This window comes from Pseudoalteromonas sp. (genome assembly GCF_018402495.1).
Lineage (GTDB): Bacteria > Pseudomonadota > Gammaproteobacteria > Enterobacterales > Alteromonadaceae > Pseudoalteromonas.
Genome location: NZ_JAGYIU010000008.1, coordinates 21,292 through 36,385, shown reverse-complemented (window position 1 = coordinate 36,385; position 15,094 = coordinate 21,292). Strand labels below are relative to the sequence as shown.

The window sequence follows — 15,094 nt, the reverse complement described above, 5'->3', positions numbered from 1 at the left end:
AATTAAGCAGAAAGAACTTTGCGGCCTTTAGCACGGCGACGAGCTAATACTTTACGGCCATTTACAGTTGCCATACGAGCACGGAAACCGTGTGTACGTTTGCGTTTTAAAACGCTAGGTTGAAAAGTTCTTTTCATAACAATCTCATCCGATCGGTTAAAGTTAAAACATCCTATGCAGGTCGCGATCCTGGCACAGGTGCCATTGCGAGCGCGAGATATTATAGATGAAGTGACGAAAAGTCAATCATAATAGAGCGCGTAAAGCGTGTTTATTTATGATCAATTTTCATGATCCAATAGGATCATCATAAATAAGAAGTTTTCCACAACCCCTGTATAAAAAGTGAATAAAAGCATGGGAAAACTAAATTAGATCGCAAATTGTGGTCGCGATCTGCGCTTGTTTTTGTTATGATCCCTTATCGGGCTTTTAAATAAAAAGCTATTTAAATCAGTCTGTTATTATATTTATACATCGATATCAACAATTTTACAAAAATCAAGCTTTTACTTGTGGATAAAGTGCATTCATAATAGTCGGTCTTGGGCTGCTTATTGAGCCATCTAAACGCAAAACAGGTGTGATTTTTTAATCATTATTGATGTGCGGGAATAAAAATTATATCTCTGGGAGTTTTACTGTGTATCTGTCGGTTTGGCAAAGTTGTTTATATGTATTGCAAGATGAATTGCCTTCGCAGCAATTCAGTATGTGGGTTAGACCACTTCAAGCAGAAAGTACCGAAGATACCTTGACGATTTATGCACCTAATCGTTTTGTACTTGATTGGGTAAGAGAAAAGTACCTAAATAGAATAAATGAGTTACTGGTTGAAATTTGTGGCGTAGAAGCTCCCGAATTACGCTTTGATGTAGGCAGCAAGCCACTATTAAATGCACAAGCTGCGCCAGTAGTTGAAACACAACCAGCGCCAAGTACGCAAGCAACGGCAAAACAACAACCACGAGAACAAAAACCGGTTGTTGAGCCCGCTCCTAAATCGGGTTATAAATCAAACATTAAAGAAAACTATACCTTTGATAGTTTTGTTGAGGGTAAATCTAACCAATTAGCAAAAGCGGCTGCTACTCAGGTTGCAGATAACCCTGGCTCTGCATTTAACCCTGTTTTTATTTATGGTGGAACAGGTTTAGGTAAAACGCATTTATTACATGCAGTTGGCAATGGTATTATGGCCAATAAGCCCGATGCTAAAATTGTGTACATGCACTCAGAACGCTTTGTGCAAGATATGGTTAAAGCACTGCAAAATAATGCAATTGAAGAGTTTAAGCGTTATTACCGCAGTGTTGATGCACTCATGATTGATGACATTCAGTTTTTTGCTAATAAAGAACGTTCGCAAGAAGAATTCTTTCATACCTTTAATGCACTATTAGAAGGTAACCAGCAAATTATTTTAACCTCTGACCGTTATCCTAAAGAGATAGAAGGGGTTGAAGATCGCCTTAAATCTCGTTTTGGTTGGGGTTTAACTATCGCGATTGAGCCACCAGAGCTTGAAACACGCGTTGCCATTTTGATGAAAAAAGCCCAGCAAAGTAAAATTAATTTACCCCATGAAGTGGCATTTTTTATCGCTAAAAAATTACGTTCAAACGTACGTGAACTTGAAGGCGCATTAAACCGTGTAATTGCAAATGCAAACTTTACAGGCCGCCCAATTTCTATCGACTTTGTAAAAGAAGCACTGCGTGATTTACTCGCACTGCAAGATAAACTAGTCACCATAGACAATATTCAACGTACGGTAGCAGAATACTATAGAATACGTGTGTCTGATTTACTGTCTAAGCGCCGCAGCCGCTCTATAGCAAGGCCGCGCCAAGTTGCTATGGCATTATCTAAAGAACTCACTAATCACAGTTTACCTGAGATTGGGGATGCCTTTGGTGGGCGTGACCACACAACAGTATTGCACGCATGTCGCAAAGTTAAATCATTACGTGACGAAAGCCACGAGATTAAAGAAGATTACCAAAATTTAATAAGAACATTGTCATCTTAGGGCTGACTTTATTATGCAAATAACAATATCAAGAGAACAATTTTTAAAACCATTGGTACAAGTATCGGGTGCCATAGAGCGTAAACATACGTTACCCATTTTATCTAACGTGTTACTTGTGGTAGAAAATGGTCAGCTTTCAATGACAGGGACCGACCTTGAAATTGAACTTGTAGCGAGTGTATTTGTAGGTGATGATGTTGCCGATACTAAGCTCACATTACCGGCTAAAAAATTACTCGATATTTGTAAAAGTTTACCGGATGGATCTGATCTTACTTTAAGCTTGCAAGACCATCAGTTACTTTTAACCAGTGGTAAAAGTCGTTTTTCATTGACCACATTAGCTGCTGAAGATTTTCCTAACTTAGAGCAATGGGATGGTGAGGTTGAATTTCAACTAACACGTTTAGAATTGCGTAAGTTACTTGAGAGCACGCACTTTTCAATGGCAAACCAAGATGTGCGTTATTACTTAAACGGCATGTCGTTTGAAGTTGATAACAGCGATATAAAAACAGTGGCTACTGATGGACACCGTTTAGCGATTGCACAAAAGCAACTTGGTCAGTCATTAAATACGCAGCGCCAATTAATTATACCGCGTAAAGGCGTGCAAGAAATTATGCGCTTAATGGTTGCTGACCAAGAGTTAGTGACTATTCAGTTTGGTGCTAACCACATTCGTATTATTGATATTGAATTTACGTTTACGAGTAAATTAGTTGATGGCCGTTTTCCTGATTACCGTCGTGTTTTACCGCGCGGTGGGGATAAGGTAATTACCGCGAATCGTGAGTGGTTACGTAATGCATTTCAACGCGTATCGATTTTATCAAACGAAAAGTTTCGTGGTGTACGTTTAAATTTATCAAACGGTTTATTAAAAATTACGGCTAACAACCCAGAGCAAGAACAAGCTGAAGAAGTGGTCGAAGTAATGTACGAGGGCGATGACCTAGAAATAGGGTTTAATGTGTCTTACGTGCTTGATGTATTAAATACATTAAAAACTGAAGATGTGTTATTTACACTTGCCGATTCAAATAGCAGTGCACTAATAGAAGGTGCAGGCGATGAAGAAGCGATGTACGTCGTTATGCCTATGCGTTTATAAGATCATAAATACATAATGAGCTTAAGTCATTTGAGCCTCAAATATTTTCGTAATATTGAGGCGCTGACGCTGGAACCTGTTAACGGCGTTAATATAATTTATGGTGAAAACGGCAGCGGAAAAACAAGCCTTTTAGAGGCTATATATTACCTTTCTCATGGCAAATCTTTTCGAACTTCTAAACATAAAAGTATTATTGCACACCAGCAAGATCAGTTTGTTATTCATGGCCGCAAAGCGTTATACGATTTATCTATCCCTATTGGTATTAGTAAAACCCAAGCGGGTGAAACCAATTTAAAAATACAGGGTAAGGCGAGCCGAAAAGTATCTGAACTTGCCCAGTTAATGCCGGTACAAATAATAACACCAGAGAGCTATTCTCTATTTTTTGGTGGTCCTAAGGAGCGCAGAAAGTTTTTAGACTTAGGTTTGTTCCACGTGGAACATGAGTTTTTTTTCTTATGGCAATCGTTTAATAAAGTGCTTAAACAACGCAACGCCTTATTAAAATCTAAGCCAAAGAATTATTTTGATCAAATCAAGTTTTGGGACAAAGAATTTGTTAGACTGGCTGAACAAATAAATAAATTAAGAATCGCGTATATAACTAGGTTTAAGCAGCAATTTTTTGATAAAATGTGTGCAGAATTAACGCTAATACGCGATTTAGAAATTAGCTTTAATGCGGGCTGGAAAGAGCATGAATCGCTTAGTGATGCGTTAGAGCAAAGTTTTGAGCGAGATGCGCGTCAAGGCTTTACGAGTAAAGGCCCTCATAAGGCTGATTTTAGTTTTAGTGTCGCTGGCAGCAGTGTTGAGAATGTATTCTCACGCGGGCAGTTAAAGTTATTGTTGTATGCGTTAAAAGTAACGCAAAATAGCTTAATTGAGTCAGAGACAGATAAGCAATCTATATTGCTAATAGATGATCTACCTTCAGAGTTAAGTGAAGATACAAAAGAGAAAGTGGGCCAGTTATTGACTCATTGCAGTTCTCAAATATTTATTTCTTCAATTTTATCTGAAAGTATTTCTGCTGTGGTGGAACCCATGCAACGAGAACTAAAAATGTTCCACGTGAAACATGGCAACCTAATAACAAGATAAGTGGGATTAACCATGTCTGAGAATTATGATTCGTCGAGTATTAAAGTACTTAAAGGATTAGATGCAGTAAGAAAACGTCCTGGAATGTATATAGGGGACACCGATGATGGTACGGGCTTACACCATATGGTGTTTGAGGTCGTTGATAACTCTATCGATGAGGCCTTGGCAGGTCACTGTGATGATATTTATGTCACTATTCACTTAGACGGTTCGGTATCTGTAAGAGATAACGGCCGTGGAATTCCTACTTCTATACATGAAGAAGAAGGTGTATCTGCAGCTGAAGTAATTATGACGGTGCTACACGCCGGTGGTAAGTTTGATGATAACTCTTATAAAGTATCAGGTGGCTTACACGGTGTTGGTGTATCGGTAGTAAATGCATTATCAGAAAAATTAAAATTAACCATTCGTCGTGAAGGTAAACTTCATGAACAGTTTTACACTATGGGCGTACCTGATGCACCACTAGCTGTAATTGGTGATTCTGAAACAAATGGTACTGAATTACGCTTTTGGCCAAGTGCAGAAACGTTCACTAATCTTGATTTCCATTACGATATTTTAGCTAAGCGTTTACGCGAGCTATCGTTTTTGAACTCAGGTGTAAGCATTATCTTAAGTGATGAGCGCGAAGAAAATAAAAGCGACCACTTTAAATATGAAGGCGGTATCAGAGCTTTTGTTGAATACTTAAACCGTAACAAAACACCGATTCATAAAGGGGTGTTCCACTTTACTCACGAACGTGAAGAAGATGGTATTAGCGTAGAAGTATCAATGCAGTGGAATGATGCGTACCAAGAAAACATATACTGTTTCACAAATAATATTCCACAACGTGATGGCGGTACTCACTTAGCTGGTTTTAGATCGGCGCTAACGCGTACGCTTAATAACTACATGGAAAAAGAAGGCTTTAACAAAAAAGCTAAAACGACCAGTAATGCAACGGGCGATGATGCGCGTGAAGGTTTAACTGCAGTTGTGAGTGTTAAAGTACCTGATCCTAAGTTCTCATCACAAACAAAAGATAAGCTAGTTTCTAGCGAAGTTAAGTCTGCGGTTGAGCAAGCTATGGCTGAAAAATTTACTGAGTTTTTATTAGAAAATCCAGTAGATGCTAAAATTGTTGTTGGTAAAATTATTGATGCTTCTCGCGCCCGTGAAGCAGCGCGTAAAGCGCGTGAAATGACACGTCGTAAAGGCGCGATGGATTTAGCTGGTTTACCAGGTAAATTAGCCGATTGCCAAGAAAAAGATCCAGCCCAATCTGAACTATATATAGTGGAGGGTGACTCAGCTGGCGGTTCAGCCAAGCAGGGTCGTAATCGTAAAAACCAAGCTATTCTTCCGCTTAAAGGTAAAATTCTTAACGTAGAAAAAGCACGTTTTGATAAAATGCTGTCTTCACAAGAAGTGGCAACGCTAATAACTGCACTAGGTTGTGGTATTGGCCGTGACGAATATAATCCTGAGAAACTACGTTACCATCGCATTATTATCATGACCGATGCCGACGTGGATGGCTCTCACATTCGTACCTTGCTACTAACGTTTTTCTACCGTCAAATGCCAGAAATTGTTGAACGTGGGTACATCTATATTGCGCAGCCACCACTTTATAAAGTGAAAAAAGGTAAGCAAGAGCGGTATATTAAAGATGATCCTGCATTAGTTGATTACCTTACATCTTTAGCGCTAAGCAATGCAGCTCTTTATACAAGTGATAGTGCAGAAGCGGTTGATGGTGAAGCGTTAGAATCAATTGTTCGCGATTACCAAAACACTGTTAAAGTTATTGAGCGCTTAAAGCGTAAGTATCCGAATGCAGTGATGAACCGTTTAATTTACCAAAGTGAACTGAAAAAAGAGCATCTTTCAGACGAAGCTAAGGTAATTGCGTGGACTAAAACACTTATTGATGACTTAATAGAATGTGATGAAGATGCGACCATTTTCCATGCGGGAACTGAGCACGATACGGAGCGTAATTTATACTATCCTGTTGTGAATATTCGTCAGCATGGTGTGGATAAAGCACACGTACTTCATTATGACTTTATTACGTCAAGAGACTACCAACGTATTGCTGTAACAGGTAAAAACATTGCTAATATCATCACAGAGGGTGCATATATCCAACGTGGTGAAAAAACAAAACCTGTTGATAACTTTGTGGATGCATTGGAATGGTTGATCGCAGAGTCGAAGCGCGGGATCTATATTCAACGCTATAAAGGACTAGGTGAAATGAACCCAAATCAACTTTGGGAAACAACCATGGATCCAAGCGCACGTCGTATGTTGCAAGTAACTATTGAGGATGCTGTTGCAGCGGATCAGTTATTTGCTACGTTAATGGGCGATCAAGTTGAGCCTCGTCGTGAGTTCATAGAAACGAATGCACTGCGTGTGGTTAACTTAGACGTATAATTAAATTATGCTAATCATAAAAAAGGAGCCTTAGGCTCCTTTTTTATTTTCTCAATTGCACAAACTGCTTAAAACCTGAGTGTGCACAAGGTATACTGAGGGTAATTTTCACGCTACTTCTCAGATAGTAAAAAGCCAATTATGCAAAAATATGATGTAAAAACCTTTCAAGGTTTGATCCTGGCTTTACAGGATTATTGGGCACAGCAAGGCTGTGTCATTATTCAACCACTTGATATGGAAGTGGGCGCAGGGACATTTCATCCGCAAACATTTTTAAAGTCAATTGGTCCAGAGCCTATGTCGAGCGCTTACGTTCAACCGTGTCGTCGACCTACCGATGGTCGTTACGGTGAGAATCCAAACCGCTTACAACATTACTACCAATTCCAAGTTGTGTTAAAGCCATCTCCAGATAATATCCAAGAGCTTTATTTAGGCTCTTTAGCGGCGATGGGTATTGATACCCTCACTCACGAAGTGCGCTTTGTAGAAGATAACTGGGAATCACCAACGCTGGGAGCATGGGGACTAGGCTGGGAAATTTGGTTAAATGGCATGGAGGTAACCCAGTTTACTTACTTCCAGCAGGTAGGCGGCTTAGAATGCTCACCGGTCACAGGTGAAATTACCTACGGCCTAGAGCGTTTAGCAATGTATATTCAAGGCGTAGATAGTATTTACGACTTAGTATGGGCAGACGGTCCATTAGGGCGCGTAACCTACGGTGACGTATTCCATCAAAACGAAGTAGAGCAGTCTACTTATAATTTTGAACATGCAAACGTAGAAGACTTATTTGCACAGTTTGATAAGTGCGAAGCAGAAAGCCAAAAGTTAATTGAAGCAAACTTACCATTACCTGCCTACGAGCAAGTAATGAAAGCATCGCACGCATTTAACTTATTAGACGCACGTCATGCTATTTCGGTGACCGAGCGTCAACGTTACATTTTACGCGTTCGTGCGTTATCAAAAGCGTGTGCACAAAGTTATTACGATGCACGTGAAGCACTTGGTTTCCCGCTGTGTAAGGATAAGTAAGCATGTCAGCAGAAAATTTATTAGTAGAAATTGGCACCGAAGAATTGCCACCAAAATCACTTCGAAAATTAGCCGAAGCCTTTGCTGCAAACTTAACAGCAGAACTTGAAAGCTTAGAGCTCGCTCACCAAGGTGTGAGCTGGTATGCATCGCCTCGTCGTTTAGGTTTACAAGTAAAAGCACTTGACGCTAAACAACAAGACAAAGAAGTTGAAAAACGCGGTCCAGCAACTAAAGCGGCATTTGACGCTGAGGGCAACCCAACTAAAGCCGCTATGGGTTGGGCACGTGGTTGTGGAATTGAAGTAAAAGATGCGCAAACACTCGAAACCGATAAAGGCGCGTGGTTATTACATATTGCTAAAGTAGCAGGGCAAGAAACCAAATTACTAATGGCTGATGCAATTAGTAAAGCGCTTGCTAAATTACCTATTCCAAAACCAATGCGTTGGGGCGCGAATAAAACACAATTTATTCGTCCTGTGCATACAGTAACTATTTTACTGGGTAGTGAGCTAATAGAAGGTGAGATACTGGGTAAGCAAGTGAGCAATCAACTTCAAGGTCATCGTTTTCATCATCCAGACAAAATTAGCATTAACCATGCTGATGATGTGTTTGACGTACTTAAATCAGCTTACGTGATAGCTGACTACGAACAGCGTAAAGCACAAATTCGTGCGCAAATAGAAGACGCAGCAAAAGCAGTTAATGCCGTAGTTGCTATGGATGAAGATTTACTTGAAGAAGTTACTTCATTGGTTGAATGGCCAGTAACGCTAACAGCTACATTTGAAGAAGCATTTTTAGATGTACCAGCCGAAGCACTTATTTATACCATGAAAGACGATCAAAAATACTTCCCGTTATTAGATCAAAACGGCAAACTTTTAAATAAGTTTTTGTTTGTTTCTAACATTGAAAGTAAAGATCCAAGTGTGGTTATTTCTGGTAACGAAAAAGTTGTGCGCCCACGTTTAGCTGATGCGCAGTTCTTCTTTGAAACCGATAAAAAGAAAACATTAGAAAGCCGACTTGAGTCGCTAGACAGCGTTTTATTCCAAAAGCAGTTGGGCACACTTAAAGATAAGTCACAGCGTATTAGTGAACTTGCCGGTTACATTGCAGAGCAACTAGGTGCAGATAAAGCACTGGCAGCGCGTGCTGGCTTATTAAGTAAAACCGATTTAATGACCGAAATGGTGATGGAGTTTACCGACGTACAAGGTGTAATGGGAATGCATTACGCACGTCATGACGGTGAAGCTGAAGATGTCGCTGTCGCGCAAAACGAGCAGTACATGCCACGCTTTGCAGGTGATAACTTACCAACGAGTTTGATCAGCTGTGCAGTTGCTATTGCTGATAAGTTTGACACGCTGGTGGGTATTTTTGGTATAGGCCAAGCACCAAAAGGTGATAAAGACCCATTTGCACTTCGTCGTGCGGCCATTGGTGCATTACGTATCATGGTAGAAAAACAGCTACCACTTGATATTTTAGATTTGGTTGCTAAGTCGCAAACCTTGTTTGGTGAAAAGCTAACCAACCTAAATGTATCAACCGATGTATTTGACTTTATGCTAGGCCGTTTCCGTGCGTGGTATCAAGATGAAGGCATTGAGGTAGATGTAATTCAAGCGGTACTTGCGCGCCGTCCAACGAAGCCTGTTGATTTTGACCGCCGAGTTAAAGCCGTAAGCCATTTCCGCACACTAGACGCAGCAGAATCGCTTGCAGCCGCTAATAAGCGTGTAAGTAATATTCTGGCTAAAAACAACATTACAACGCAAGGTGATGTTGAACAGAGCTTATTAAGTGATGACGCAGAAAAAGTATTGGCTGCGCAAGTTGCAAAATTTGCCACTGATTTAGCACCACTGTACAGCGATGGAAACTATCAAGAGGCATTAAGCCAATTAGCAGGCATTCGTGACAGTGTTGATAACTTTTTTGACAATGTCATGGTAATGGCCGACGATGAAGCGGTTAAGCAAAACCGCCTTGCGCTTTTAAGTCAGCTAAGTGGGTTGTTTTTAGAAATTGCAGATATTTCTGTATTACAAAAATAACAGCCAATCGCTATTTAAAAAGCCAGCACTTTGCTGGCTTTTTAGTATTAAAGGGAATACCTATGAAACGTATATTAGCAGTGTCTCTCGTTGCTTTATTGACTGGTTGTTCGAGCCAAATACAGATGCCAGATATAAGTGACGTACTACCAGGCCAAGAACTCGACCGTACAATGTACTTGCGCGGGGATTTCACCTTATGGGATGCTGAACCTCAGTATCAATTTAAACAAGTTGGCCCAGCGCTTTACCAAGCCCAAGTTAGGTTTTCGACCCCAGGTAAAGTGTATGAATTTAAAATAGCCGATGCAGATTTTAGTGAAGGTTTTAACTGTGGCTACAGCGACGCACAGCCATCAGGGCAAAGCCTAACTCTTGGCCAATCAACACGCGCCGATTGCAATACTATTTATAACTACTTTAGCTACACACCCGCAATAAAAGGCACCTACATAGTTAGCATTGATTTTAGTGACTACGATGAGCCACAAGTAACGATAACTAAGAAGTAAATTTCCGTAGGTTGGGTTGAGTGAAACGAAACCCAACATACACTCTTAAACCCGTCTATACTGTTAGTCTCTTTTTAATTATTTAGGTAAGTCTCATGCGTTATAGGCGTGTGTTAGAGTCCGGTGCATGTTACTTTTTTACGGTAAATTTAGAAGATAGAACTCAGTCATTGCTTGTTGAGCATATAGAATTATTGCGTCGCATTTACTTGAAAGTTATAAAAAAGCATCCTGTTAAGACGGTTGCGATAGTTATCATGCCCGATCACCTCCACGCTATTTGGCAATTACCTAAAGACGATAATAATTATGCAACACGTTGGCGGTTAATAAAGTCAGGGTTTTCTCGAGAGTTGCCACAAACTGAGTTCTGTAATAACAGTAGAGTAGCTAAGGGTGAGCGTGGAATTTGGCAGCGGCGTTATTGGGAGCATAAAATACGGGATGAGCAAGATTTAGAGAATCATATAAATTACATTCACTACAATCCAGTGAAACATAAATACGTTGCTAAAGTGAATGAATGGCCTTTCTCAAGCTTTCATCGATACGTTAAAGAATCAAAATTATCATCCGATTGGATGTGTGGTAACAACTAAACGATATGTATGATGAATAACATTATGATAATCATTAAATAGTTGGGTTTCGTAAAACTCAACCCAACCTACACAGGCTAGAACCTTTACAACCCTTTCTTCACTACATACCTATACGGTGCTTCTTCAACGTCTTTAGCTACTAGTGTGTGATCCATAAAGGTACAAAAGCTGGGAATGTCGCGGGTGGTGGAGGGGTCGTCGGCAATAATTAACAGTGTCTCGCCGTCGCTCATTTTGCGAATTGCAGCGCGTACCATCATCACAGGTTCTGGGCAGCGTAGGCCGATAGCATCTAATTGGTGATCGGGGTTATCAAAGCTCATAAAAATTACCTGTAAAAATAGTCGTGGCTTGGTTAGGTCGGGTAGTTTAGCGCAAATAAAGCTGTCGGTTAACTATTTTACGTATAACAAAACAGCTCAACTTATTAATAGATAATCTGAAATAAATTTAATGCACCCGATCACATTATTCATTTTAAACCTGCAAAAGCTGGTGGCATAAAAAAGGCGAACTAACTTGCGCTAGTTCGCCTTTTTAATCACCAAGCTGGTTCTACATATTCAACACTAATTAGTCTTGAACACGTTCAAATACAGTTGCGATGCCTTGGCCTAAACCAATACACATAGTCGCTAAACCGTATTTTGCGTTTTTGTCTTCCATTAAGTGAATAAGTGAGGTGCTAATACGCGAACCCGAACAACCCAGCGGGTGACCCAGTGCGATAGCGCCGCCATTTAAATTCACTTTTTCGTCAACCACATCCGCTAAACCTAAGTCTTTAAGTACGGGTAATGATTGTGCTGCGAATGCTTCGTTAAGTTCAGCAACATCGATGTCATCAATAGTGATACCAGCTTGTGCCAATGCTTTTTTACTTGCTGGTACTGGGCCGTAACCCATGATTGATGGATCGCAACCGGCAACGGCCATAGCGCGAATGTATGCACGAATTGGTAAGCCCAGTTCTTTTGCTTTTTCTTCGCTCATTACTAACATCGCTGATGCGCCATCAGAAAGCGCAGAAGATGTACCTGCAGTAACAGAACCCGTAGCAGGGTTAAATACTGGACGTAGCTGCGATAAACCCTCAACGGTTGTTTCAGGGCGAATTACTTCATCATCTTCAACTAGGATAAGTGAACCGTCAGCATCGTGACCTTCCATTGCTAAAATTTCGCGGCGGAAACGCCCTTCAACTGTTGCAGCATGTGCACGTTGATGCGAGCGGTAAGCAAACTGATCTTGTTGCTCACGGCTAATACCGTGAATAGTAGCAAGGTACTCAGCGGTTAAACCCATAGAGCCAGACGCTTGTGCAATTGATGTTGCAAGACCTGGATGAAAGTCGTTACCGTGAGTCATAGGAACATGGCCCATGTGTTCAACACCACCAATTAGGTAAGTATCGCCAGCGCCAGTCATAATAGCGCGAGCAGCGTCATGCAATGCTTGCATTGATGAGCCACATAAACGGTTAACTGTGGTTGCTGGCACTGAATGTGGAATGCCTGCAAGTAGAGATGCGTTACGTGCAACGTTAAAGCCTTGCTCTAATGTTTGCTGTACACAACCCCAATAAATATCGTCAATTGACGCAGGGTCAACTGCCGGATTACGTTCTAATAAGCCTTTCATTAAATGAGCGCTTAAGTCTTCCGCACGTTTGTTTTTAAATACGCCGCCTTTTGAGCGACCCATTGGTGTGCGGATACAATCTACAATTACTGGATTATTCATGATATTAACCTTCCACCTTATAGAATACACGGCCTTCTTCAGCCCACTTGCGAGTTTGCTCTGATACTTGGTAAATCGCACCTAGGTGAGCATATTTGTCAGCAGTTGCAACAAAGTTAGCTAAACCTGTTTGATCTAAGTAACGGAACGCGCCGCCTCTAAATGGAGGGAAACCAACACCGTATACAAGTGCCATATCTGCTTCTTGAGGAGAAGCAACGATGCCTTCTTGTAAACAAAGTAGCACTTCGTTAATCATCGGTACCATACAGCGGTCAATGATTTCTTGTTTATCAAATTCTTTTGGTGCGTCTGTAATTGGTGCAAGTAGTTCAATCGCTGTTTGGTCATGCGATTTTTTAAGACGACCGCGACGGTCTGTTTCATACTTGTAAAAACCTGCTTTGTTCTTTTGACCAAAACGTTTTTCGTTAGCAAAAACAGTCACTGGATCTTTCTCTGCACGTGCCATACGTTCAGGGAAGCCGTCTGCCATTACGCCAGTACAATGGAAAGCAGTATCAATACCGACTACATCAAGTAGGTAAGCAGGGCCCATTGGCCAGCCAAATACGTTTTCCATGACTTTATCTACTTTTGCAAAGTTAGCGCCTTCAACCACTAATTTGCTAAAGCCTGCAAAGTAAGGGAATAAAACACGGTTTACAAAAAAGCCTGGACAATCGTTAACAACAATCGGCGATTTACCTAGTTTAAGTGCGTAATCAACCACGGCATTAATGGTTTTATCTGAGGTTTTTGCACCACGGATAATTTCTACTAATGGCATTTTTGGTACTGGATTGAAAAAGTGCATACCACAGAAGTTTTCTGGCTTTTCAAGTGCTTCTGCAAGTAGGTCAATACAAATAGTCGACGTATTTGACGTCAACACTGTGCCTTCTGGCATATTCTTTTCAAGATCAGCAAGTACGGCTTGCTTCACTTTAGGGTTCTCTACTACCGCTTCAACAAAAATGTTGGCGTTTTGTAGATCTGCATCGTTAAGCGTTGGTTTGATTTTGCTAAGCGTTGCTAGCATTTTTTCCATCGGCATATGGCCGCGCTTAACTTTTGCACCTAATAGCTTAGACGCTTCACCCATACCTAAATCAAGTGCATCCTGTTGGATGTCTTTCATTATGATTGGTGTACCTTTATAAGCAGATTGGTATGCAATACCGCCGCCCATAATACCTGCGCCTAATACAGCGGCTTGTTTAATTTCTACATCGCTGTGCTTAGCAAATTTACGTGCTTTACCTTTAATGAACTGGTCATTTAAGAAAATACCTGTTTGCGCAGCTGCTTCGTTGGTACGAGCAAGCTTTGCAAAGTTGGCATTTTCGATTGCCATTGCTTCAGCGCGGGTACAATTTGCTGCCGCTTTAATAGTGCGAACGGCCATAACTGGAGCTGGATAGTGGCCTTTGGTTTTACCCATTACCATACCTTCTGCCATTGCAAAGCTCATGCCTTGCTCAACACGGTTTAATTTAAGCGGTTGTAATTTTACAGCGCGTTTTGCTTGCCAATCTAGCTTGCCAGCAATTGCTAATTCTAATGTTGCTATACTTGACTCTTGTAGTTTGTTGGCACTAACTACTGCGTCAAATGCACCTACTTTAAGGGCATCAGCTGCGCGATTTTCGTTACCTGTGGTGATCCACATCATCGCGTTATCGGCGCCAATAATGCGCGGAAGGCGCACTGTGCCACCAAATCCAGGCATTATGCCTAATTTAACTTCTGGTAAACCCATTTTTGCTGAGTCACTTGCAACACGATAATCGGTAGCAAGTGCCCACTCACAGCCGCCGCCAAGCGCCAAGCCGTTTATAACACTTAGTGTTGGGAATGGTAAATCTTCAATTGCATCAAAAACGTCAGTTGCATTTTTTATCCAGGTTACTAATTCTGCTTCAGGTTTAGTAAAAGTAGGTAAAAATTCGAAGATATCTGCACCAATAATAAAGTGGTCTTTATCACTGGTAAAAATCATGCCTTTAATATCAGCGTTAGCGGCTAATTCTTTTAATGCTGCTGCGCAATCTGAAAGAGTTTGTTGAGATAATGTGTTTACAGAACCTGTAGCACAAAACTTAAACTCGGCGATGTTTTCCTTCACGAAGCTAACTTCAAAGGAATCGCTTTTATATAACATTATTATTCTCCCTAGTTGATGAACTAAGACTGGTACGATGAGTTCATATTCAGACCAGTGTGCTTGCTTTAAATTAAAAATGCAACGAAAAATTTATCTTGGTTACAAACGTCTGGTTAAAATATAGCTGGTTTGGTGCTAAGGTGGGATTGAAAGTTTTCTTTATTCATTTTATTGCGCTGCCTTGGTGTTTATAGTTAGGGTTTTATCAGAATAAATAGTACTGCTGTGTATGTACTATTTTTTATTTACTCTGCGT

General features: G+C 40.7%; 12 protein-coding genes. 8 read left to right on the top strand and 4 right to left on the bottom strand.

All coding sequences use genetic code 11. The features are described from left to right. Nucleotides 1-2 precede the first annotated feature (2 nt). Nucleotides 3-137 carry a 50S ribosomal protein L34 gene (gene rpmH, locus KG708_RS17275; protein ID WP_008112968.1) on the bottom strand — a complete coding sequence of 45 codons (135 nt, stop codon included), beginning with the start codon at nt 135-137 and terminating at the stop codon, nt 3-5. Between the two features lie 506 nt (nt 138-643). Between rpmH and dnaA the strand changes: the two genes are divergently transcribed. The 8 genes from dnaA to KG708_RS17235 all read left to right on the top strand — a co-directional run bounded on the left by dnaA (nt 644) and on the right by KG708_RS17235 (nt 10,925). After that, nucleotides 644-2,032, top strand: coding sequence for a chromosomal replication initiator protein DnaA (dnaA, locus tag KG708_RS17270; protein ID WP_213611862.1), 1,389 nt, complete (start codon nt 644-646; stop codon nt 2,030-2,032). Between the two features lie 13 nt (nt 2,033-2,045). Beyond that, on the top strand, nt 2,046-3,149 hold the full coding sequence (dnaN, locus tag KG708_RS17265) for a DNA polymerase III subunit beta (protein ID WP_008112965.1): 1,104 nt from the start codon (nt 2,046-2,048) through the stop codon (nt 3,147-3,149). A gap of 15 nt (nt 3,150-3,164) precedes the next feature. Then, nucleotides 3,165-4,259 (top strand): DNA replication/repair protein RecF, encoded by a 1,095-nt coding sequence (gene recF, locus KG708_RS17260; RefSeq protein ID WP_213611860.1) that lies wholly within the window; start codon nt 3,165-3,167, stop codon nt 4,257-4,259. 12 nt (nt 4,260-4,271) lie between these two features. Then, complete coding sequence (gene gyrB, locus KG708_RS17255) at nt 4,272-6,698, top strand: DNA topoisomerase (ATP-hydrolyzing) subunit B (RefSeq protein WP_213611858.1); 2,427 nt, start codon at nt 4,272-4,274, stop codon at nt 6,696-6,698. 141 nt (nt 6,699-6,839) lie between these two features. Next, nucleotides 6,840-7,742: a glycine--tRNA ligase subunit alpha gene (glyQ, locus tag KG708_RS17250; protein ID WP_013463645.1), complete on the top strand. Its 903-nt coding sequence runs from the start codon at nt 6,840-6,842 to the stop codon at nt 7,740-7,742. A gap of 2 nt (nt 7,743-7,744) precedes the next feature. Next, on the top strand, nt 7,745-9,814 hold the full coding sequence (gene glyS, locus KG708_RS17245) for a glycine--tRNA ligase subunit beta (protein WP_213611856.1): 2,070 nt from the start codon (nt 7,745-7,747) through the stop codon (nt 9,812-9,814). Nucleotides 9,815-9,876: 62 nt separating this feature from the next. Then, the gene (locus KG708_RS17240) at nt 9,877-10,326 is read left to right on the top strand and encodes a hypothetical protein (protein ID WP_213611854.1); all 450 of its coding nucleotides are present in this window, start codon (nt 9,877-9,879) and stop codon (nt 10,324-10,326) included. Nucleotides 10,327-10,421: 95 nt separating this feature from the next. After that, nucleotides 10,422-10,925 (top strand): transposase, encoded by a 504-nt coding sequence (locus KG708_RS17235; RefSeq protein WP_213611852.1) that lies wholly within the window; start codon nt 10,422-10,424, stop codon nt 10,923-10,925. 86 nt (nt 10,926-11,011) lie between these two features. On the opposite strand, the gene tusA is transcribed toward KG708_RS17235, so the two are convergent. The 3 genes from tusA to fadB all read right to left on the bottom strand — a co-directional run bounded on the left by tusA (nt 11,012) and on the right by fadB (nt 14,835). Further along, entirely contained in the window at nt 11,012-11,251 is a 240-nt protein-coding gene (gene tusA / locus KG708_RS17230) for a sulfurtransferase TusA (RefSeq protein WP_213611850.1), read from the bottom strand. A 250-nt stretch (nt 11,252-11,501) separates the two neighbouring features. Continuing rightward, entirely contained in the window at nt 11,502-12,671 is a 1,170-nt protein-coding gene (gene fadA / locus KG708_RS17225; protein ID WP_213611848.1) for an acetyl-CoA C-acyltransferase FadA, read from the bottom strand. A gap of 4 nt (nt 12,672-12,675) precedes the next feature. Continuing rightward, complete coding sequence (fadB, locus tag KG708_RS17220) at nt 12,676-14,835, bottom strand: fatty acid oxidation complex subunit alpha FadB (protein WP_213611846.1); 2,160 nt, start codon at nt 14,833-14,835, stop codon at nt 12,676-12,678. Between the last annotated feature and the right edge of the window lie 259 nt (nt 14,836-15,094).

Excerpts from the sequence above, each read along its gene's own strand:
- fadB (WP_213611846.1), bottom strand. The coding sequence starts at position 14,835 with ATGTTATATAAAAGCGATTCCTTTGAAGTTAGCTTCGTGAAGGAAAAC.
- glyQ (WP_013463645.1), top strand. The coding sequence starts at position 6,840 with ATGCAAAAATATGATGTAAAAACCTTTCAAGGTTTGATCCTGGCTTTA.
- fadA (WP_213611848.1), bottom strand. The coding sequence starts at position 12,671 with ATGAATAATCCAGTAATTGTAGATTGTATCCGCACACCAATGGGTCGC.
- glyS (WP_213611856.1), top strand. The coding sequence starts at position 7,745 with ATGTCAGCAGAAAATTTATTAGTAGAAATTGGCACCGAAGAATTGCCA.
- tusA (WP_213611850.1), bottom strand. The coding sequence starts at position 11,251 with ATGAGCTTTGATAACCCCGATCACCAATTAGATGCTATCGGCCTACGC.
- dnaN (WP_008112965.1), top strand. The coding sequence starts at position 2,046 with ATGCAAATAACAATATCAAGAGAACAATTTTTAAAACCATTGGTACAA.
- gyrB (WP_213611858.1), top strand. The coding sequence starts at position 4,272 with ATGTCTGAGAATTATGATTCGTCGAGTATTAAAGTACTTAAAGGATTA.
- KG708_RS17240 (WP_213611854.1), top strand. The coding sequence starts at position 9,877 with ATGAAACGTATATTAGCAGTGTCTCTCGTTGCTTTATTGACTGGTTGT.
- recF (WP_213611860.1), top strand. The coding sequence starts at position 3,165 with ATGAGCTTAAGTCATTTGAGCCTCAAATATTTTCGTAATATTGAGGCG.
- KG708_RS17235 (WP_213611852.1), top strand. The coding sequence starts at position 10,422 with ATGCGTTATAGGCGTGTGTTAGAGTCCGGTGCATGTTACTTTTTTACG.
- rpmH (WP_008112968.1), bottom strand. The coding sequence starts at position 137 with ATGAAAAGAACTTTTCAACCTAGCGTTTTAAAACGCAAACGTACACAC.